This is a genomic window from Pseudidiomarina atlantica (assembly GCF_000753735.1).
Lineage (GTDB): Bacteria > Pseudomonadota > Gammaproteobacteria > Enterobacterales > Alteromonadaceae > Pseudidiomarina > Pseudidiomarina atlantica.
The window spans coordinates 47,545-67,860 of sequence record NZ_JPIN01000013.1 but is presented as its reverse complement, the minus strand read 5'-3'; the positions used below and the strand labels follow the sequence as shown (position 1 = coordinate 67,860).

At 52.2% G+C, this 20,316-nt stretch carries 17 protein-coding genes; 6 read left to right on the top strand and 11 right to left on the bottom strand.

Annotated features, from left to right (window positions below):
• Window positions 1–11: 11 nt before the first annotated feature.
• Window positions 12–1,175, bottom strand: coding sequence for a cystathionine gamma-synthase (locus IDAT_RS11580; protein WP_034733831.1), 1,164 nt, complete (start codon window positions 1,173–1,175; stop codon window positions 12–14).
• Between the two features lie 3 nt (window positions 1,176–1,178).
• A complete protein-coding gene (locus IDAT_RS11575; RefSeq protein WP_034733829.1) occupies window positions 1,179–2,150 on the bottom strand; it encodes a PLP-dependent cysteine synthase family protein in 972 nt (323 codons plus the stop codon).
• Window positions 2,151–2,319: 169 nt separating this feature from the next.
• Between IDAT_RS11575 and IDAT_RS11570 the strand changes: the two genes are divergently transcribed.
• Together IDAT_RS11570 and ltaE are read left to right on the top strand one after the other, a co-directional pair.
• Window positions 2,320–2,925 (top strand): hypothetical protein, encoded by a 606-nt coding sequence (locus IDAT_RS11570; RefSeq protein ID WP_034733827.1) that lies wholly within the window; start codon window positions 2,320–2,322, stop codon window positions 2,923–2,925.
• A gap of 8 nt (window positions 2,926–2,933) precedes the next feature.
• Window positions 2,934–3,947, top strand: coding sequence for a low-specificity L-threonine aldolase (ltaE, locus tag IDAT_RS11565; protein ID WP_034734028.1), 1,014 nt, complete (start codon window positions 2,934–2,936; stop codon window positions 3,945–3,947).
• On the opposite strand, the gene IDAT_RS11560 is transcribed toward ltaE, so the two are convergent.
• Both IDAT_RS11560 and IDAT_RS11555 read right to left on the bottom strand, forming a co-directional pair.
• Complete coding sequence (locus IDAT_RS11560) at window positions 3,944–5,329, bottom strand: sigma-54-dependent transcriptional regulator (RefSeq protein WP_034733825.1); 1,386 nt, start codon at window positions 5,327–5,329, stop codon at window positions 3,944–3,946. The two genes, ltaE and IDAT_RS11560, sit on opposite strands and share 4 nt — an antisense overlap.
• On the bottom strand, window positions 5,326–6,666 hold the full coding sequence (locus tag IDAT_RS11555) for a sensor histidine kinase (protein ID WP_051986782.1): 1,341 nt from the start codon (window positions 6,664–6,666) through the stop codon (window positions 5,326–5,328). The genes IDAT_RS11560 and IDAT_RS11555 overlap by 4 nt, the downstream gene beginning before the upstream one ends.
• A gap of 182 nt (window positions 6,667–6,848) precedes the next feature.
• On the opposite strand from IDAT_RS11555, the gene IDAT_RS11550 reads away from it, so the two are divergent.
• On the top strand, window positions 6,849–7,250 hold the full coding sequence (locus IDAT_RS11550; RefSeq protein ID WP_244441653.1) for a DUF4168 domain-containing protein: 402 nt from the start codon (window positions 6,849–6,851) through the stop codon (window positions 7,248–7,250).
• 58 nt (window positions 7,251–7,308) lie between these two features.
• Here the strand turns inward: IDAT_RS11550 and IDAT_RS11545 are convergent, their stop codons facing one another.
• Window positions 7,309–8,847: a YifB family Mg chelatase-like AAA ATPase gene (locus tag IDAT_RS11545; protein ID WP_034734022.1), complete on the bottom strand. Its 1,539-nt coding sequence runs from the start codon at window positions 8,845–8,847 to the stop codon at window positions 7,309–7,311.
• Window positions 8,848–8,958: 111 nt separating this feature from the next.
• Complete coding sequence (locus IDAT_RS11540; RefSeq protein ID WP_034733823.1) at window positions 8,959–9,702, bottom strand: ferredoxin--NADP reductase; 744 nt, start codon at window positions 9,700–9,702, stop codon at window positions 8,959–8,961.
• Between the two features lie 72 nt (window positions 9,703–9,774).
• Here IDAT_RS11540 and IDAT_RS11535 point away from each other — a divergent pair, with 72 nt between their 5' ends.
• Window positions 9,775–10,446: a hypothetical protein gene (locus tag IDAT_RS11535; RefSeq protein ID WP_034733820.1), complete on the top strand. Its 672-nt coding sequence runs from the start codon at window positions 9,775–9,777 to the stop codon at window positions 10,444–10,446.
• Here the strand turns inward: IDAT_RS11535 and IDAT_RS11530 are convergent.
• Window positions 10,430–10,681, bottom strand: coding sequence for an accessory factor UbiK family protein (locus IDAT_RS11530; protein ID WP_034733818.1), 252 nt, complete (start codon window positions 10,679–10,681; stop codon window positions 10,430–10,432). The two genes, IDAT_RS11535 and IDAT_RS11530, sit on opposite strands and share 17 nt — an antisense overlap.
• 95 nt (window positions 10,682–10,776) lie before the next feature.
• On the opposite strand from IDAT_RS11530, the gene rep reads away from it, so the two are divergent.
• Complete coding sequence (gene rep / locus IDAT_RS11525; protein WP_034733816.1) at window positions 10,777–12,786, top strand: DNA helicase Rep; 2,010 nt, start codon at window positions 10,777–10,779, stop codon at window positions 12,784–12,786.
• Window positions 12,787–12,793: 7 nt separating this feature from the next.
• On the opposite strand, the gene IDAT_RS11520 is transcribed toward rep, so the two are convergent.
• Together IDAT_RS11520 and IDAT_RS11515 are read right to left on the bottom strand one after the other, a co-directional pair.
• Window positions 12,794–15,367 carry a sensor domain-containing phosphodiesterase gene (locus IDAT_RS11520; protein WP_051986780.1) on the bottom strand — a complete coding sequence of 858 codons (2,574 nt, stop codon included), beginning with the start codon at window positions 15,365–15,367 and terminating at the stop codon, window positions 12,794–12,796.
• A 200-nt stretch (window positions 15,368–15,567) separates the two neighbouring features.
• Window positions 15,568–15,951: a c-type cytochrome gene (locus IDAT_RS11515; protein ID WP_244441657.1), complete on the bottom strand. Its 384-nt coding sequence runs from the start codon at window positions 15,949–15,951 to the stop codon at window positions 15,568–15,570.
• A 137-nt stretch (window positions 15,952–16,088) separates the two neighbouring features.
• Here IDAT_RS11515 and dinB point away from each other — a divergent pair, with 137 nt between their 5' ends.
• Window positions 16,089–17,174 (top strand): DNA polymerase IV, encoded by a 1,086-nt coding sequence (dinB, locus tag IDAT_RS11510; protein ID WP_244441652.1) that lies wholly within the window; start codon window positions 16,089–16,091, stop codon window positions 17,172–17,174.
• Here the strand turns inward: dinB and IDAT_RS11505 are convergent.
• A complete protein-coding gene (locus IDAT_RS11505; protein ID WP_034733813.1) occupies window positions 17,161–18,204 on the bottom strand; it encodes a PepSY-associated TM helix domain-containing protein in 1,044 nt (347 codons plus the stop codon). The two genes, dinB and IDAT_RS11505, sit on opposite strands and share 14 nt — an antisense overlap.
• Window positions 18,204–20,306 (bottom strand): TonB-dependent receptor, encoded by a 2,103-nt coding sequence (locus IDAT_RS11500; protein WP_034733811.1) that lies wholly within the window; start codon window positions 20,304–20,306, stop codon window positions 18,204–18,206. The genes IDAT_RS11505 and IDAT_RS11500 overlap by 1 nt, the downstream gene beginning before the upstream one ends.
• Between the last annotated feature and the right edge of the window lie 10 nt (window positions 20,307–20,316).

Sequence of the window (20,316 nt, the reverse complement as noted above, 5' to 3'; positions counted from 1 at the left end):
TTCTTGTAATATCAAGCGTTTAAGGCTTGATCTAAATCGGCGATCAAGTCTTCGACGTCTTCAATACCCACCGAAATCCGCACAAAATTATCCAAAATACCGAGTTTTTCGCGGTTCTCTTTTGGTATCGAAGCGTGGGTCATAATCGCCGGGTGTTCGATCAAACTTTCGACCCCACCTAAGCTTTCAGCAAGTGCAAAAATCTCCACTGCTTCTAAGAAACGTCGCGCTTTTGCGAGGTCACCTTTGAGCAGAATCGAGATCATGCCGCCGAAGCCATGCATTTGCTGTTTCGCTAAAGCATGTTGAGGGTGACTTTCGAGCCCTGGATGGATGACTTTTTCAACCTGCGGGTGCTGCTCTAACCATTTAGCGATAGTCAAAGCTGCTTCGTTATGTTGCTTCATGCGCAGAGCTAGAGTCTTCACGCCACGCAAGGCGAGATAGCTGTCGAATGGACCGGCCACTGCACCCACTGAGTTTTGCAAGAATGCCATTTGCTCGGCGAGTTCAGCGTTGTCACCCACCACGGCAATACCACCGACCATGTCGGAGTGACCATTAAGATACTTGGTCGCTGAATGCATCACGATATCCGCACCGAGTTCCAACGGGCGCTGGTTATAAGGCGTTGCAAAGGTATTGTCGACCACCACCAAAATATTATGCTGCTTAGCAACCTTGACGATAGCGGCAATATCCACCAGCTTCAGCATCGGGTTACTTGGAGTCTCGACCCAAATCATGCGGGTTTTATCAGTGACAGCGGCAGCAACTGCATCGATGTCGCTCAGGTCGACATAAGAAAATTGCAAACCTGCTGAGCGCCCCCGCACTTTGTCGAATAAACGGAAGGTGCCGCCGTATAAATCGTCCATCGCAACCACATGATCACCGCTGTTGAGTAATTCCATGATGGTTGAAGTAGCGGCCATACCCGAAGCGAACGCATAGCCATGACTGCCACTTTCTAAGCTGGCAACCGCACGTTCCCACGCGAAACGCGTTGGGTTATGTGAACGCGAGTATTCAAAGCCCTTGTGTACACCCGGGCTTTCTTGAATGTAAGTCGAACTGGTAAAGATCGGTGGCATCACCGCGCCAGTTGCTGGCTCTGGAGCTTGTCCACCGTGAATTGATTTGGTCGCAAATTTCATTTTCTTCGCGTCTGCCATTGCTTACTCCTCGAGCAGATGTTGAGCGGCCATCCACTCATCATTGTATAGTTTTGATAAATAGCGATTACCGGTGTCACAGGCGAGCGTTACGACACGTTTTGGCTCTGTTTGCTCGCGGCAATAACGAATCGCAGCGGTGATCAAGGTACCGCTTGATGAACCGACCATAACGCCCTCTTTCACCAACAGTTCACGCGCCGTGTGAAAGGCATCTTTATCGCTCACCGCATAGGCTTTGTTCGCCAGTTTGATATCACAGATGTCAGGGATAAAGTCTTCGCCGATACCTTCAACCAACCAACTGCCCGGTTCGACTTTCTCGTCACGATTCACCAAAGGTTCCAAAATTGAACCTTCTGGATCAGCCAAGACCAAATCGACCTGCGGATTTTGCTCGCGCAAATAGCGTCCGACGCCAGTCAAAGTGCCGCCTGAACCAACGCCACAGACGAATGCATCAAGTTTGCCGTCCATTTGTTGCCACATTTCAGGGCCCGTAGTGTTGTAGTGGGCCGCGACATTGGCTTCATTGGTAAACTGGTTGACGTAAAAATAGCCGTTTTCTTCGGCTAAACGGGCGGCCATGTCTTGGTAATACTCTGGATGCCCTTTTTGCACGTCAGACCGGGTACGCACAACGTCCGCACCCATGGCTTTTAAGTTATTCACTTTCTCTGCCGACATTTTGTCCGGCATGACGATTTTCAACGGGTAACCTTTGCTTGCCGCGACCAACGCTAAACCCAAGCCGGTGTTACCTGCGGTAGCTTCAATAATGGTCATTCCTGGCTGCAATTTGCCTTGCTGCTCAGCGGCTTCAATCATACTGACCGCGATGCGATCTTTAATTGAACCACCCGGATTCATCAATTCTAGCTTCAGATACAACTCACACGGGCCAGTGTCGATGTTGCTCACTTTTACCATCGGCGTGTTGCCGATCATTTCCAATACGTTTTGATACACGCGCATGCTGAGGTTCCATTGTCATTTCTTGTACTCGGCATTATCGCACGTTGCATGCCACATTTGCCAATCTGCTGGCTACTTTTAGTACTCTTTTGCCACACAAATAGCCATGCTTTTTTGCATAAGATATGGCACATTAAGCTCACTCGTTCCGCAACAAGGATACACCCAAATGACACCTCAACCTGCTTCGCGCGCACTGCGCTTTGCCCTCGCTGGCACGGCGATCACCGCCTTAAGCGCTTGCCAAGTGCCAGAGCCAACTCCGCAAGATCAGTTTTTCGCTGCATTTGAACCCTATTGTGGCAATTCCTACGCAGCCGAAGTGGTCGCTGATAATCAACCCAGCGAAGCCTGGCAACAAGAACTAGTGGTCCACATTCGCGACTGCGAGGCCAACACCATCCGCATGCCACTGCACGTAGGTGAAGACCGCTCGCGAACTTGGGTGTTAACGCGCACGGAAAAAGGACTCGACTTCCAACATATTCACTTGCATGAAGACGGGACACCGGATGCAGTATCGCCCTACGGCGGTCACACCATTGCCAGCGGTGACGCACAAATGCAGGCATTTCCAGTGGACAACGCCAGTAAAGCGCTGTTTGTCGAGAATGGACTCGAGGTATCGACCACCAACACCTGGATTTTGTCGTTTGATGGCGACGTGATGTACTACGAACTCACCCGCCCAGGCCGTGAATTCGTGGTTGCTGTTGATTTATCGCAACCCATTGCCGAGCCGCCTGCGGCTTGGGGTTATACAGGTAAGGAGTAACGCGAGTGCTGTTCGATTTACGCAGTGATACCGTGACTCAACCAACTGCTGCAATGCGCGCAGCGATGGCTGCTGCACCCGTTGGCGATGACGTGTTTGGCGATGACCCAACCATTAATGCATTACAGGAGCGTGTGGCGGCGATGGCCGGCAAAGAGGCGGCATTGATTGCCAGCAGCGGCACGCAAACCAATTTATTGGCGCTGCTGAGTCATTGCCAGCGCGGTGAGGAGTACTTGGTAGGTCAGGAGTATCACACCTACCGCTATGAAGCTGGCGGCGCTCCGGTCCTTGGCGGCATTGTGCCGCAACCCTTTGAAGTCAGCAGCGATGGTACGCTTGATCTCGCAGCAGTCGCGAAACGCATTAAACCAGATGATCCGCATTTTCCGATCACGCGCTTGCTGGCGCTGGAGAATACTCATACCGGTAAGGTGATTCCGCAAAGTTACATGGAACAAGCACGTCAGTTAGTCGACCAACACGGGCTGAAACTGCATCTGGATGGGGCGCGCGTGTTCAACGCTGCGGTGGCAACGGGCTTATCGCTAGCAGAACTTAGCGCCCCCTTCGACTCAGTGTCGATCTGCTTCTCGAAAGGGTTAGGAACACCCATTGGTTCGGTGCTGGTTGGTGACAAAGCCTTTATCAAGCGCGCACATCGGTGGCGCAAAATGCTCGGTGGTGGCATGCGCCAAGCCGGCATTGTCGCTGCAGCGATGCATCACGCACTGGACCATCACGTAGCGCGGCTGGCTGAAGATCACGACAACGCTGCCAAGCTTGCAGCGGGGCTCAGTCAACTGCCGCAATTACAAGTTGAGCCCGCACAAACCAATATGGTGTATATCAACTACGGCTCGGCGGCAGTGGCAAAGCAAGTGAGTGAGCACTTACGTAAGCAGGATATCGTGGTTGGTACAGCGCAGCGTTTGCGCTTGGTCACGCATCTCGGCATTCCCGCAACGGCAATTGATGGTATCGTTGCCGCATTCAAAGAAGCCTTAGCGCAGCTGTCTTAATCAGCTGCGTCGTCTTCGTCCAGCCAGCGATACAGCGTGCGCCGCGTCACCCCCAGAATGCGTGCGGCGCGCTGCTTGTTGCCTGCAGTTGCGGCAAGCACTTGGCTCACATAGCGTTGCTGCACTTCATGGAGGCTCGGCAACTGCTCCGGATCTGCTGTCGTGGGCAGAATTTCGGCACTGGGTTCAATGGCGGCGGCAGCCTGCATGCGCGTCGGAAACTCTTGCGGCGTGATCCACTCACCTTGGGCAAAAGTGTAAGCGCGCTCAATCGCATTTTGCAGCTCACGCACATTGCCTGGAAATTCATAGTGCGCCAGCAACGCTTTGGCGGCGGCATCAAATCCCAGCACGTTCTTGTCTTGCTGGGTGCGTAATTGCCGCAAAAAATGTTCCGCCAACAGCAAGCGGTCGTCGCCACGCTGCCGCAGCGGCGGTACCTGCAGCGAAAAAGTCTCAAGTCGATAAAACAAATCTTCGCGAAAGTCATTATCCCGCACACGCTGCTCAAGGTCCTGATGGGTCGCGGCAATGATCCTTACATCCACTTTTTCTTCTTGATCGCTACCGACCGGACGCAAGGTGCCTTCTTGCAATACCCGTAACAGCTTGGCTTGCAAGGCCAACGGCATTTCACCGATTTCATCAAGCAGCAAAGTTCCGCCATGAGCTTCGCGTAACAGTCCAGCCCGCGCTTTCTGCGCCCCAGTAAAGGCACCCGCGGCGTGGCCAAAAAATTCACTTTCCATGAGCTCGGCTGGAATGCCAGCGCAGTTCACTGCCAAGAACGGCCCCTCGGCACGCTTGCTTTGCTGATGCAAAGCCTTGGCAACTAATTCCTTGCCGGTACCACTTTCCCCCAACACCAACACCGCGCCTTCGGCTGCGGCAATTTGTGCAATCTGTTGATACAGTTGTTGCATGCTGTCGCTCTGCCCGATCATCCCTGCGGGCCCCTGTTGCGCCTGCTCGTTCGAACGGTAATGGGCAACTTCGCGCTGCAATCGACGATAGTCCAGCACTCGCTCGACACTCACCAGTAAATGATCAAGGTCTAATGGTTTGGTGAGAAAATCATCTGCTCCCTGTTGCAGGGCTTCTACGGCTTGGTTGACGGTGCCAAAGGCGGTAATCAAAATCACCGCCGGTGACAGCCTTTGCTGACGCAGCTGCGCAAGAAGTTCCATGCCTGATAAACCGGGCAAACGAATATCACTTACTACCAGTTGATAGTCACTGAGGGTTTCCTGTAAAAAATCATCGGCGGCGGCAAATGCACTGACGCGATAGCCATCACTCTCGAGCTCTTCTTGTAGCAGTTCACGTAAGCCTGGGTCATCTTCGACAACCGCTACCTTAATACTATTTTTGCTTAAACTCATAAGGCGTCCTTCGGCAGTGTTCGCGGTAGAAAGATACGGGCTTGGCAACCACCACCAGGGCGATTTTGCAGCAAAAACTTGCCGTGATGCGCACTCACCACATGGGCCACTATAGCTAAGCCAAGGCCAGTACCTTCGCCAATGGGTTTGGTGGTGGCAAAGGGTTCAATCAGCTGAGTGACATCGGTATCTTGCGGGAGCCCGGGACCATCATCTTCAACTACCACCCAGTAGCCGTGTTGCGCAGTCTCTACACTTACTGTGACCTGGCTAGCTGCAGCCTGCAAGGCATTGCGAAATAGGTTGACCAAAGCCAACTCAAGTCTGGCGGTGTCGGCCTGCACGGTCGCTTGCGCCGGCACTTGCGTAATCTGTAGCTGCACTTGCCCGTCATTTTCGTGGCCGATTGCCCGCGCCGCCTGCTCAATGAGAGCTGGTAGCGCTTGTGATTGCTCGGCATTTACTGGAGCACGGCTAAAGTCCAACAACTGCTGGACTAAATTGGTCAAACGCTCAACTTGACCGGAAATTGCCGTTAATTGGCGTTGGCTTTCAGTATCGGTGTGCCGTTTCAGAAGCCGCTTGGCGCGCCCGGAAATCACCGTAAGCGGGGCGCCCAATTCGTGGGCAACACCGCGAGCGAGTTGGCCAATCGCAGCCATTTTCTCATGCTCGCGCAGCCGTGACTGTAATTCCACCTGCTGTTGGAGGCGGGTGCGATAATAGCCAAAGGCGAGAATGGTCAACACCACTAAGGTCACAACGCCCCAGGCGATCCAAGCAATTTGCTCAAGCCTTGCAAAGCTGCGATCAAAGTCGCGGGCTTGGCGGTTTAACTGCATAAAGCCAATCAACCGCTGATTGCGATCATGCATCGGAATAAATTGCGAAAACATATCAAGCCCTGCTACTTCGCGGTAGCTATCTTGTTGCTCACCAGTCAGCAATACTTGTTCGGCCATCACACTCTCAGACAAATCCAATTCAGTAACGCCCGCTGAGACCACCAACTCACCGTTGGTGTCATACACCGATGCGCCGTAAATACGGCCGATTTCGAAGACGGCATCGAGTTGTGTTTGCATTTGCTGCACGTCACCGGCGACCAGCGCTTCACTTAACGGCAAGCGGATGGCACGACCAATTAGCTCTAAATCATCACGCAGGCGATCATCTTGGAACTCGCGCGCTTGATTCAAAGCAACGTTGATCGCGACTCCAGTGAGTGCCAACAGCGGCAATACCAAGTACAGCAAGAATGCCCGTTGCCAACTCGGATTACCGACCGAGCGCGAAATACGCTGTGCTAATGAAGATCGACTGTATATATTTGTCACACCCACCCCTTATTAATGTGTGTCCAAATTATACATAAGGCGTTAAGCAGATTCCATATAGATTCTATTTCTATTACTTTTCAATGGCTTATATCCATCAAGAAAGTTGGCACGGTCCTTGTATTGTTAGTAGTGAAGGCAATAAAGCCTATGTTTTTAACTACACACAGCGTAAGGAGTTCATGATGAACAAATTAGTACCTACATTAATCGCCAGCGCACTTTTTGCCGCAACTGCAACTGCTACGGCAGCACCAGCGATGCAACAAGGTCAACAAGCACAGCAGGGCCAAGCTATGCAACAGCAGCAAGCTCCACAGGTAGAGATCACTGACGAATTGTTGCAAAACTTTTTGGTTGCTATGAGTGGTGTGCAGGAAGTCAGCCAAAAATACTCTGAGCAGTTCCAAAACGCCGAAAACTCTGAAGAAGCGCAAGCGATTCAGCAAAAAGCCCAAGAGGAAATGATTGCCGAGGTGCAAGACGCAGGTCTAAGCACGGATGAGTACAACGCAGTCATTCAGCGCGTGCAGCAAGACCCTGAATTGCAAGCGCGTCTACAGTCAATGACGGACGACTCATAAGCAGTCGAAAGTTGCTGCCTTAGCAGGCAGGGTTATCGTGCTGACACGTGCTCCCTAGCTAGAGTTCGCGCAACTGCTGTAATAGGCGATCAAGCGCGCGATAACTCAACGCTTCAGCAAGATGTTGACGCCCTACCCGCTCGGCTTGTGCAGCATCGGCAATCGTACGTGCTAGGCGCAGCACGCGGTGATAAGCCCGGTGCGACAAGCCGAACTTCTCAATAGCGGCCACCAGAAATGTGTGGTCGCTTTTTTGCAGCTGGCATACAGTCGACAATTGATGCGGCTGCAAATCTGCATTCAAGCACCCCTGACGTTCACACTGTAAGACTCGCATAGCCGTTACCTGCTCGCGCAACTTGGGCGTTTGTGCTGGCGGCGCTTCGGTTTGTTGCTGCTTAAGTATTTCCGGTTGCCGCGGTACATCGACCTGCATATCGATACGATCTAACAATGGCCCCGACAGCTTACCCAAATAGCGGTTGATTTGATCCGGACTCGAACGCGCACTAGCCAAGGTTCCATCAAAGTGTCCACAGGGCGACGGGTTCAACGCACAAACCAACTGGAAGCGCGCTGGAAACTGCGCTTGATAGCCGGCACGACTAATGGTCACATGCCCAGATTCTAAAGGTTCACGCAAGGAATCAAGCACATGCCGAGAAAACTCCGGCAGTTCGTCAAGAAACAAAATGGCATTGTGCGCTAATGAAATCTCGCCCGGTTGCGGTGGTGAGCCGCCGCCCACTAACGCTGCTGCCGAGCACGAATGATGCGGTGCACGCAGATTGCGCTGCAACCAACTGTGCGGCGTTGCCGCGCGGTGCTCATAGCCTGCCACACTGCGCACCGCGGCAACTTCAAGACCTTGCTCGTCGTTGAGCGGCGGCAATAAGCCCAGTAAGCGCTGGGCCAGCATTGTTTTTCCCGTTCCCGGCGGACCAACAAATAGCAGATGATGCCCGCCCATAGCGGCGAGTAAAAGAGCGCGTTTGGCCTGTTCTTGCCCCATCACATCGGCAATATCGCCCGTTGGATAAACGTAGTCATGACTCTTCAATGCTTGCACGAACGGTAATTTGTGCGGTCCTGTGAGATGCTCAACCACATCTCGTAAACTCTCGCCGACCACGCATTGTTGCTCGCGAATGACTTGTGCTTCGGCAAGGTTATCCAGTGGGATCACCGCCTCACGCCCTTCACGGCGACATGCCAGTAGCGCTGGCAGCATGCCCTCGACATCACGTAGCTCGCCGTTCAGCGTCAGCTCACCATAGAATTCGCGGGAAACCACCGCAGCCTCACTAAGTTGACCATCAGCAGCCAGAATTCCAATGGCAATGGCAAGATCATAACGCGCCCCGTGCTTGGGCAAATCTGCGGGCGCTAAATTCACAGTGATTTTACTGCCGCGCGGAAAATCAAAGTCACTCGCTTGAATCGCCGAACGCACTCGGTCACGCGCCTCACGCACACCCGCCTGCGGCATACCGACCACAGTGAACGCTGGCAAACCCATGGCCAACCCCACCTCAACAGTCACCAACGGTGCTTCCATACCGTACAGTGCACGCGTGAACACCCGCGCAATCCGAATTGTTCCCATGGTCACTCCTTTGACACCGCCAGTTTGCGGTCAACGGAAACAAGTCTAGCGTGATTGCGAGGTTTGTCTGTCAGCCGCACGGCTGACTTTTAGGTAAGCCTATTACCAGTAGTGCTCTACCGTCACGTTGCCGGGCTTACGCCGTAGGTTTTTCGGTAAGCCCTTGTCGGCCAGCACGCGCTTAGCATCAGTGATCATTTCGGGGTTGCCGCAGAGCATGACTTGCGCATCACTGTCTAAGGTGTCGTCGACCGCAGCCTCCAGCTCACCACTGACGATCAGCGCAGGAATGCGACCACGCAGTGCGCCTTTGCTGTCTTCACGGCTGACAATCGGTTGATAATGCAACTGCTGCGGATGGGCGTCGCACCATTGCTGGATGCTGTCGCGGTAAGCTAAATCAGTGCTGTAACGTACCGCGTGAATCAAGTGAATGCGGGCAAAGCGCTCATATGGAATGCGCGTGGTCAGCATCGACAAATAGGGACCAATGCCGGTGCCAGTTGCCATCAACCATAGGCTTTTGCCTTCCGGCACCTCGTTCAAGGTGAAAAAACCACTGGGTGGTTGACTGACTTCTATCGCTTGTCCGGCACGCAAATCGTGCAGACGCGGCGAGAACTCACCGTCATGGACCCGATTCACGAGAAAATCGAGGATCGGCTCTTGCGGGCCATTGACCAACGAATAAGCACGCTGAAAGCGTTGCTCGCCGTCGTTCAGACCGAGCCGCACAAACTGCCCAGCGATAAACTCGAAAGGTTCGGGAACGCGCACGCGTAGACTAAATAATTCATTATTCCATGCGTAGTTTTCGACTACTTCTCCAGTCATCCACTGTGCCATCGTTCACCTCGTTTTTACCGCGTTCATGTTGATTGTGCTAGAGTACGCTTTTCTTCCTCGAAGGGCTAGACGATGTCGTTCTATCTCATACGTTTTACACTGTTCAGCCTGCTTGCCGCAGGCCTGTTAAGTGGCTGTGGTGAACGTCAACAAGCCGACTCGGTAGTGCGTTATTCACAGCCACAAGTGTGCGAGTTTGCCGCGGACATCGCAGCGCTTGATGTTAAGCAACCCGATGCCAAACAATTACGTTTCATCAACGAAACCTGGCGTGGGTTGAGCAAAGACAACGCCTTTCGCCCTGACGAATTGACTCATGCGCAACAGCTCATAACTGAACTGAATTACTTTTTAGCCCGCGATAGCCTGCAACTCATCGAACGTGTGCTAGCGATTACCGCAGCAACTTATGAAGAAATCGAGGGCTTACGACGTTTTAGTAGCAACCCTCGCGAGATGAAAGTACCTGATTCAATTTTGCGCAACTATCGCAATGCGGTACAGGCATGCTGCGCCGATGCACTCAGTGCAAACGCCACAGCGCTGGTACGTGAAGATGAAGCATCGGGTTTGTATGCTGTCGGCCGCCGTGCCTATTTTATCCAACGCGATGTCACGGCTTTGTTGAACAACGATCTGACGTTTATGGCCTATCGCGAAAAATTAGCGAGTGCAGCGGCGAGCATACCGGCCCAAACACCGGTCGTGGATATTGCACCCGATTGGGTTACTTGTCGTCGCTAGCGGGTTGTTGCAGCTGCTGTAACTGCTGCTCCAGGGCTTCGACCCGCTGCCGTAAGCGCAGTAACAGCTGTTGTTGAACGTCGAGCTCTTCGTGGGTGACGACGTCAAGTTTGGCAAGTTGCTGTTGTAAGATCTGTTTGATGCGCTGTTCCATGTTACCGGCAAGGTCTTTCACGCCAGCTGGGATACTGTCGTTGATTTGCTTAGCAATTTCTTCAATTTTTTTCGCGTCCATGAACGGCTCCTGAGTAGAACGGGGAATTGTCTTTTAGCTTAGCAGTTGTTTACGTTAAAATCTGCTGTTCAGTTCGCTCGCAAGCTAGGAACCTAATGAAACTTAACCCGCGTCAACAACAAGCTGTCGAAGCCATTGCCGGACCTGTGCTAGTACTTGCCGGCGCGGGCAGCGGCAAAACGCGGGTGATCACCGAAAAAATTGCCTATCTGATTCGGCGCTGCAATTACAAAGCGCGCCATATCGCAGCGGTCACCTTTACCAATAAGGCCGCCCGCGAGATGAAAGAACGCGTTGGGCAAACCCTTGGCCGCGAATACACCCGTGGCCTCACGGTGTCGACCTTTCATACCCTTGGCTTGAATATCATTCGCAAGGAAGTTGCGCGGTTGGGCTTGAAGTCCGGCTTTTCACTGTTTGACGACCAAGACAGCTTTGCCTTGCTAAAGGCGCTCACCGAAGACGAACTCGACGGTGACAAAGAACTGGTCAAGCGGCTGCAAGCACAAATCGGTAACTGGAAAAACGCCATGTGGACGCCAGAGCAAGCGCTAGAACAAGCGCAAACGCCAGAGACGCAAGAGTTTGCTGAGTTCTATCGCCGCTACCAACAAAACATGCGCGCCTGTAATGCACTCGATTTTGATGATTTGATACTGCTACCGACCCAGTTGCTGGCTAGCAATGAGCATGCACGCGAGCGCTGGCAGAAAAAGTTTCAGTATTTATTGGTCGATGAGTATCAAGACACTAACACCTCGCAGTATCAATTGGTAAAACTGCTAGTGGGTGAACGCGCGCGCTTTACCGTGGTTGGTGACGATGACCAATCGATTTATTCTTGGCGTGGTGCACAACCGCAAAACTTGGCGCTGTTGCAAAAAGACTTTCCACAACTGGAGGTCATCAAGCTCGAGCAAAATTACCGTTCGCACGGGCGTATTCTTAAAGCGGCCAATATCTTGATTGAAAACAATCCGCACGTCTTCGAGAAGAAACTCTTCTCGGAAATGGAATACGGCGTGCCGCTACGGGTGATCTACGGCCGCAACGAAGAACACGAGGCTGAGCGTGTGGTGGCTGAAATCGTGCGACGCCGCTTTCTCGAGCGCACGCCCTATTCACATTTTGCCGTGCTCTATCGTGGCAATCATCAATCGCGGATCTTTGAGAAAGCGCTGTTGACCAACCGCATCCCCTATCGCATGACCGGTGGTCAAAGTTTCTTTGCCCGCGCCGAAGTCAAAGACGTGATGGCGTATCTGCGACTGCTGATGAACCCCGATGACGATAGTGCATTGATTCGTATCATTAATGTGCCCAAACGTGGTATCGGCCCACAAACCGTTGAACGCATCGGTGAACTTGCCCACGAATTGCATATTCCGATGCTCGCCACCTGCGAACATCAAGCGTTGAAAACCCGCATGGGCAGTCGTGAATACCAGTCGGTGCAGTTATTTACGCACCTGATCGCACAAACCGCGAAACGTTGCCAACATCCAAGCGATGTTATGGCGGCTTTGTATCATTTGATCAAAGAAATTGGCTACGAAGAGTGGCTCTATGAGTCGAGCCCGAGCCAAGCGGCAGCTGAAATGCGCTATAAAAACATCAGTGAGTTGTTGCGCTGGGTGGGCGAAATGATCAAAGGTGACGATGAGCATGAGCCACTGAATTTTGAGCAAGCCGTCGCGAAACTTTGTTTGCGTGATCTGATGTCGCGTAACGAAGAAGAAGATGTCGGCGATCAGGTGCAGCTGATGACCCTACATGCCTCAAAAGGACTCGAGTTCCCTCATGTCTTTATGGTTGGCATGGAAGAAGGGCTGCTGCCGCACCAAAGTAGTATCGATGACAACATGGTCGACGAAGAGCGGCGTTTAGCTTACGTGGGTATCACCCGCGCGCAGCATTCTTGCGTGTTCACCATCGCCAAAGAACGTCGCCAGTACGGTGATGTCATTCGCCCTGAACCGAGCCGATTTTTGTTTGAATTGCCACAAGACGATGTGGAATGGGAAGGTCAGACGCCAGTCACCGAAGAAAAACAAGAAGAGACCCGTAATCAAGGCCTTGCGATGCTGCGCAATGCACTGAAATAAAAGCTTTTTACATGGCTTCTTGGCGTTCTTTGCACGGCAGCCATATCGGTTCGCCGAGTTGCGCTCCCACACCAAGCTGAACTCCCGCAGCGCGCAATACCGCCAACTGTTCAGGCGTATCGATACCAGCCGCAGCAATGGTGATATTTAGCTCTTCGCATAGGTTCACGACGTTGCGTACCATCACCCCAGCGCGTTCACTCTTGCTACTTTCTGCAACAAAGCGACGATCGAGTTTGACGTGGGTGAAGGGATAATTGAGCAGATATTGTAAGGCCCCTGAGCTGCGCCCAAATTCGTTCAAAGCCAGTCCGACACCGGCATCGGCGAGCATACGTAAAGCGCTCAATTGTCGCTTCGAATTGTCGCTAAGTTCGGTTTCGCTAAACTCAAACACTAGCCGTTGCGGCTTTACACCGCTTTCCTCAACAATCTGCAGCAGCGCTTTGACATCGGCGAGCTTGAATAGATGTTTGGTCGAAAGACTAACATAAATCGGTATCTTCAACTCCTGGTCTTGCACGATTTCGCAACAGCGCGTCAGCATCCAGTGATCGAGCGCAACAATCATGCCGGTTTTTTCGGCCACATTTAAAAAGCTCTGCGCTTCGAGTAGCTGATCGCCGCGCTGCCAGCGCACGAGCACCTCACGTGCTTGTGGCTTACCCGTTCGCAAAGCAACTAGATCGAATTGTTGCAAGACAAAATCTTGATCAAACTGCGCGTGGCGCAATTCGGTTTCACGATGCAATGACGCAACCAAATCTTTGTGGATACTTTCGTCGAATACCACATACCGACCGCGTCCCATACTCTTGGCTTGGTACATAGCGGCGTCAGCATCACGCAATAGACGCTCAGCAGTATCGTTACGCGATTTACATTCAGCAATACCAACGCTGGCACCCGAATAGTGTTCAGACTCACCATAAACAAAGGGCTGACGCATCTGCTCGATGATTCGCGAGGCGACATCTTTGGCATCATCCACATGCCGCACGAGATTCAGCAAGATCACGAATTCGTCACCGCCTAACCGCGCAACGGTATCGTTGTCGCGCACACATTCACAAATGCGCCGACTGGCTTCCAGCAAAAACTCGTCGCCGGCCGAATGCCCAAGTGAATCATTGATATCTTTAAAACGGTCCAAGTCGACAAACAACACAGCGAAATTGTGGGTCGGGAAGCGGCGTTTCTGGTTTAAAGCTTGTTGCAGGCGCTCCGTAAACATGGAGCGGTTGGGTAAGCCGGTTAAGGTGTCATGGTGCGCGTCGAAAAACAGTTTTTCTTCAATTTTTTTACGGCGCTCGATTTCGTTGACCAACTCTTCGGTACGCTCGGCCACTTTCTTCTCGAGAAAAGCATTTACGCGACGAATTTCATCAGCGTTACGACGGCGCTCAATCGCTACCGCAACGTGCTGCGAGACGAAGTTGAGCAACTCAAGATCGTCTTGCTTGTAATTCACTTCGTCTTTATAGGTTTGCACCGACAACACGCCGATAACTTCATCATCCACCAGCAGCGGCGAACCTAGCCACTGCCGTGGGCGCGTGCCATAGCACTTGTCGGGACCTTTGACGTGACCCGCGGCGATCAGATTTTCATACACTTTCTCGTCAATAAAAATGGGCTTTTTACTAGCAATCACAAACTCCGTCAGCCCTTTGCCGAGCGGGCGACGCTCCACAATTTGTGCATCACGTTCATCCACGTAATAAGGGAAGCGAATGTGCTTGCGGTCATCGTCGAGTAATGCAACATAGAAGTTGTCGTTGTTGACCAACTGACCTAACTGTTGGTGTAACTGCTTGAAGAAGGTATTCATATTCTCTGAAGTGTTGGTCAACTCCGAGATGGAATACAACACCGATGCGACTCGTTCAGCACGTTTACGCTCGGCAATCTGCTCCTCTAACGAGCGGTTAGTATCGCGTAAATTCGCGGTTTGGCGACCGATTTCTTGCAGCATAAACTCGCGTTGCCGCACCCGCTCTAGCGCGTTCACAATGTGCTGTGAGACGAAAGTGAAAAGCTCTTTGTCGGCGGTGGTATAGCCGACATTCGATGTGTAACTTTGTACCACCATCGCGCCCATCACCCGCTCTCCGCTTTTCAGCGGTACTCCAAGCCAGTCTACTGGAGGCGCACCTAAGTCACGAATTTCACCACGCGCGACTAACTCGTTAAAGTTTTGCTCATTCAACAAAAATGGCTGCCCAGTGCGCATCACATAGCCGGTAAGGCCCCGGCGCAACACATCCGCTGGAAACTGTTCGTAGCTCGGCACTTCGTCGTATTCGTCGACAAAATAGACGAACTTGACGGTGTCAGAATGATCATCGTACAAACAAACGAAAAAATTCTTTGCCATCATGAGTTCATCGATGATGGCATGCAGTGCCGGATAAAATTCCTGCATATCACGCGCTGAAGATGCTAACTCCGAGATGCGAAACAGCGCTTTTTGGATAACTTCAGATTCGCGATACTTCAACGCAAGGGTTTTAAGACGTGCAACAGCCTTACGCAAACGCGTAATTTCAGCAGATGTCGAAGACTGTTGAGTGTCGCTCATGGGCCTGTAGCAGCTTGTTTTTGTTTATTTTTTATACTGTTTTTATGTTTTTTTGTGAACAAACATGTAAACGATTATATCTTTACATTTCTTTACAGGAAAGCGTTTCGCGCGATTTTTCACCATTTAGACAAGAGCTAGACAAGCACAAAAAAACCGCCGAAGCGGTTTTTTTGTTTTCTGTTCAGTCAACTGAGCGTTTAAATGTCAGCAATCATATAATCAATGGCAGCTTGAATTTCGTCATCGCTACAGTCACCGCAAGTGCCTTTTGGCGGCATTGCGTTGTAACCTTCAATCGCATGACGCAACACAGTGTCCATACCTTGTGCTAAACGCGGTTCCCAATCTGCTGCATCATTGATTTTTGGCGCACCTAACACACCGCTGGTGTGACAGGCTGCACAGAATTGGTTGTAGATAGCATCGCCCGAGCGAGCACCACCGCTGCTTGCGGTTTCACTTCCGGCTGCTTGCGCGTCACCTGTACGCACTTGGCCAATCGGTGCAATACGCTTCGCAATATCTTCACTACTGTCTTGTGGCAACATGGTTGCGCCCGCGCTACCCACCACAAAGGCCATGGCAAAGGCGAGGAAACGACCAGATTTTACAACTTTCACTACGTTCACGGTGGACTCCTGTTTCATTGAGATGAGCTTGCACGCTCACTGAGTTGTTGCGATTATAGCCAGAATCCGTGCAAGGTTAAACATTTCTAATGATGTCCGCTGATTTGTCAATAAATACGCGTAAAATAGCGCTTTTGGATCTCGATGCTTTTTTTGCCAGCGCCGAGGTTTTACGCGACCCCAGTTTGCAGCATCGACCCTTTGCAGTGGGCGGTGGCAGCGAACGCGGTGTGGTCGCAACCGCCAACTATCTTGCACGTCAATTCGGGGTGCGCAGTGCCATGTCGGGTGCCCATGCGCGCCGCTTGTGTCCGCAATTGCATTTCGTCAAACCCGATCACCGCTATTACCGTGAGTTGTCCACCAAAATACTCGAGGTACTCACCCAAGTGACGGAGCAAGTCGAACCGGCTTCTATTGATGAATTCTACTTAGACTTGACCGACAACCCGCTGCATCAAGGCAGTGCCTCGCTCATCATGGAAGCCGTACGTAGCGAGCTGCGTGCTCTCGGTCTGACAGCTTCTGCGGGGATCAGCTGCCAAAAGATGGTGGCGAAGATTGCCAGCGAAGAACGCAAACCTGACGGTCAATTTGTGGTTCCCCCAGATCAGTTAGAAGCCTATATTGCCCAGTTAAACCTGAAACGTATTCCCGGCGTCGGGCCGAAAAGTCTCGAGCGCTTGCAGCATGCCGGCTACTACCTCGGTAAAGATATTCAAACTGCAGAACTTGCGGCGCTACAACGGCTATTGGGCGATAAAGCAGGCTGGTTATTGCAGCAACGCTGTCAGGGTATTGACCCACGTCCGGTAGTCACTGAGCGAGTGCGTAAAAGCGTTGGCTGTGAAGAAACGCTGCGGCATGACCTGCAACATTTACGCGAAGTGGAACGATTTCTTGACGAGATCTTGCTACCACAATTACAAAAACGCCTCGGCCAACAGCGTTGGCAAGACACACTGATTAAAAGTCAGACGGTGAAATTGAAGTTTAACGACTTTCAGCAGACTACAGTGTCGCGTACCGCGCGCAAAGTGTCACCGAGCTTGTTTTATCAGTTAATTCGCGAAGCTTGGGATCGCCGCGGTCAGCGCAGTGTGCGCTTAGTGGGCTTGAGCGTTGCCCTCCCCGACCCAGACGAGCAGTTGCAGTTAGAGCTTAACCTCGACTAGCAGCGCGGCGCCGCCACCAAAACCACACACCAGTGATGGGCAGTAGCATCAAGGCCAAGCCGCCCAATATCAATGCGGTTAACCACGCCACGCCACCCACTGCCGCAATATGCAGCGGATAAATCATTTGCGACAACTGAAAACCCCTGCTCTTAGCGCGCACATCGTCAGCGCTGAGTAATTGTCCTGCCGCATCAAACTCAAGATAACTACGCCCATTAGGATGCCACTCAGCGTCATGCTGTAGACGCATGCGATAGCCGCCAACCTCAGTAGGTGCAAGATACAGTAAACGTGTAGTTTGATCGGGCCAATAGCTGGCGGCTAATTCGAGTCGTTGCTGCCAATTCAACGCGCGAGTTTGTGGTAAAGGTTGGGCATTCAGTGTTTGACGCTCAGGTAGCCATTGGTCGAGACTGCTGCTGACCGCTGCGGCATACATGATAGCGGTACCTGTTAGCAGTAGCGCCAATAATGGTAGCAATGCAATCACCCCCACACTGCGGTGCAACTGCCATAAGGTCGCCATGAACTGGCGCGAACTTGGCCATTGCCAACGCACCGACAACAAGCGCCAACTCCAATGCCGCGGCCACCAGCGAACGAGTCCGGCCACGACTAACAACAGACTCAACAAACCAAAGATACCTTGCAGCTCTTTGCCGAGTTCGTGCAGCAATAAATGGTGATGAAATTCTACCGCCCACGACAACCAATCGCCAAGCAAGGGTCGCGCCAGCAGCAGCTCACCCGCGGCGTCATAATAATGAATGGTGCCAGCGCCATCGACCACTTCAGTCCAAGGTTTATCGGCGCGCGGAAGGTAGGCATAACCGGCTGCGTAGCGGTCGTACACTGCGGCAGCTTGAGCAACCGTAGGCACTTGCTGCAGGTTGAGCTGAGGATAGCTCAGTTGCAGCAATTCGGTTTTGTAAAATAGCAAAGTGCCCGTCAATGCGACGAGCACTAGCCACACAGTTAAGGTGAGCCCTAACCATTTATGGATGCGGGCAGACCACTGTTTCCACATTAGAACGAGTAGCTCCAGTTGACACTCACGGTGCGGCCACGACCGGCAAAATTGCGGTTATCAGGACCTACTGTTTGGGCGTAGTAGGTAAGATAGAACTCGTCCAACAGGTTTTCGATGCCCACGGTGAACTGGCCATAGTCCATGGTCTCGATCAGCACTTGTGCGTCCAACGTTTGATAACCATCGAAGTTATTGATGGCCTGCGCACCGCTGTAAATCTCGCGATCGAACAACATGTTGTATTGTACGCGGCTGCTGACGAGTGCGCCCCATTGCTGTTCCCAATACAGGTTGGCGCGCTCGGGAGCGATATTGCGCCCGCCAAGTTCAGTATCGACCACGCCATCGTCGTTACTGTCGTATTCGCCGTTGGTCTTGGCATAGTTGACACCAAAGCTGGTGTAGGCGGTCCACGCATAGTTTGCGCTTAGCTCATATCCATCGATTTCAGTGCGCTCACGCAACACGCTGTAGAACCCATCGGCGTCTGCCTGCAAGCGCGCGCCCAAGTCTGAATCAGACTGAAAATAGCTCAAGCTGAAATGCAGTGCACTGTCACGGTACTCAATACCGATTTCTTGATTGTCAGCAATCACCGGTTGCAAATCGAGGAAGCTCGCAACACTTAGGTCGGGTTGGTTGATACCTCGCAGCACGCGACCCACGTCAGGCATGCTGAAGCCTTCGGAATAGCTGGCAAAGGCGCGCCAATCGTCAGTTAGTTGATAAACAGCACCAAAGTTAGGCAAAAGTTCGTTAAACGACGGTTCTCCGCCGGCAACAAATTGACTACCGTATGATGCCAGGGTGGTGAAGTCATCCACTTTGAGCTTGCCATATTCGTAACGTGCGCCAGCGCTAAGGGTTAAGCCATTTGCTTGGTAACGCGCTTGCACAAACGGCGCCCAATTGTTGAATTCGGTTTCCGGCACCCAGTTACGACCGGTTTGTGCGAGTTCTTGGAAGGTGGTGTCGCTGAGATAATCGACACCACCAGTCAGATCAACAGGTGTTGCTGCAACGTTGTCCCAATTAAGGGTCAGACGCGAGCCATATTTCTGTGAATCGTTGCGCGACTGATCAAATAAGTTCTCGCCAAACGCCGGATCTTGGAAAGTTGCATAAATGCCGCCGCCATAGAGCGCCGAGAAGTCTTGCGAGAACAACTGCCAGTTCAGGTCCGCACCCAAAACATCGGCGTTACGATAAGTCAGTGTGGCGGTCGTTACCTTGTTGCGAGGCGCGTCGCCTGCAGTGGGTTCTTCAATTGAAATCGTGGGGATTCCCGCGGCGCGATCTCCGCCTAGCGACGAATAATCACCATTTCCTTCCATATCAAAATGGTTCACCATCAATTCCAGCTGCTGCATATCATCGATGCGATAACCTAGTTTCGCGAACACGTCATAGCTTTCTGAGTCCATGGTGTCGCCTTGCGCACTATCAACGCCGATCAAATTGCCATCGCCATCAACATACATGCCGGTGCTGCGTAGTTGCACCCCGGCAACCGCGGAAACATCACCTGAGGCGCCACGGAATAAATAACCGGTGCGATAACTCAAGCCTTCGTTGGTTTCACTCGTCGGCGCCGTAAAGCCTGCTGTGACCTCGTGCGCTGCTCCATTTTCAGCTGATTTGGTAATGATATTGATGATACCACCACTAGCGCCCATGCCTTGGATGGCACTCGCACCGTGGATAATTTCAACGCGTTCAATCATTAATGGGTCAATGGTATACGCCGCGCGTGAGCCATTTCGCAATGGGTTGGACTGCGGCACGCCATCAATCAAGTACAGCGGTTCACGCCCACGCAAGGTTTCACCAGCACTGCTTAACTTCTGCCGTGACGGCGAAAAGGCTGGCACCAAGTTGCCAAGCACATCCGATAGGGTATCGGCGCTGGCTAACTGGCGACGTAAATCTTCGCCATCAATCACCGTCACCGTAGCGGCAATACTACCAGCACTTTGTGCCGTGCGGGCTGCGGTGATTTTGATGGTTTCGTCGGCTTTGACTGGCGTGGTGGTGTCTTGCGCGACTGCAGGGCCGGCAAGAATTGCGGCGAGAGCGATACTTAAAACTGATTTTTGCATGATTGCGAAT

What these genes read in the sequence shown, in the direction of transcription:
- IDAT_RS11580 (WP_034733831.1), bottom strand. Translation starts at nt 1,175, where the DNA reads ATGGCAGACGCGAAGAAAATGAAATTTGCGACCAAATCAATTCACGGT.
- IDAT_RS11575 (WP_034733829.1), bottom strand. Translation starts at nt 2,150, where the DNA reads ATGCGCGTGTATCAAAACGTATTGGAAATGATCGGCAACACGCCGATG.
- IDAT_RS11570 (WP_034733827.1), top strand. Translation starts at nt 2,320, where the DNA reads ATGACACCTCAACCTGCTTCGCGCGCACTGCGCTTTGCCCTCGCTGGC.
- IDAT_RS11560 (WP_034733825.1), bottom strand. Translation starts at nt 5,329, where the DNA reads ATGAGTTTAAGCAAAAATAGTATTAAGGTAGCGGTTGTCGAAGATGAC.
- IDAT_RS11550 (WP_244441653.1), top strand. Translation starts at nt 6,849, where the DNA reads ATGATGAACAAATTAGTACCTACATTAATCGCCAGCGCACTTTTTGCC.
- IDAT_RS11540 (WP_034733823.1), bottom strand. Translation starts at nt 9,702, where the DNA reads ATGGCACAGTGGATGACTGGAGAAGTAGTCGAAAACTACGCATGGAAT.
- IDAT_RS11535 (WP_034733820.1), top strand. Translation starts at nt 9,775, where the DNA reads ATGTCGTTCTATCTCATACGTTTTACACTGTTCAGCCTGCTTGCCGCA.
- IDAT_RS11530 (WP_034733818.1), bottom strand. Translation starts at nt 10,681, where the DNA reads ATGGACGCGAAAAAAATTGAAGAAATTGCTAAGCAAATCAACGACAGT.
- rep (WP_034733816.1), top strand. Translation starts at nt 10,777, where the DNA reads ATGAAACTTAACCCGCGTCAACAACAAGCTGTCGAAGCCATTGCCGGA.
- IDAT_RS11520 (WP_051986780.1), bottom strand. Translation starts at nt 15,367, where the DNA reads ATGAGCGACACTCAACAGTCTTCGACATCTGCTGAAATTACGCGTTTG.
- IDAT_RS11515 (WP_244441657.1), bottom strand. Translation starts at nt 15,951, where the DNA reads ATGGCCTTTGTGGTGGGTAGCGCGGGCGCAACCATGTTGCCACAAGAC.
- dinB (WP_244441652.1), top strand. Translation starts at nt 16,089, where the DNA reads ATGATGTCCGCTGATTTGTCAATAAATACGCGTAAAATAGCGCTTTTG.
- IDAT_RS11505 (WP_034733813.1), bottom strand. Translation starts at nt 18,204, where the DNA reads ATGTGGAAACAGTGGTCTGCCCGCATCCATAAATGGTTAGGGCTCACC.
- IDAT_RS11500 (WP_034733811.1), bottom strand. Translation starts at nt 20,306, where the DNA reads ATGCAAAAATCAGTTTTAAGTATCGCTCTCGCCGCAATTCTTGCCGGC.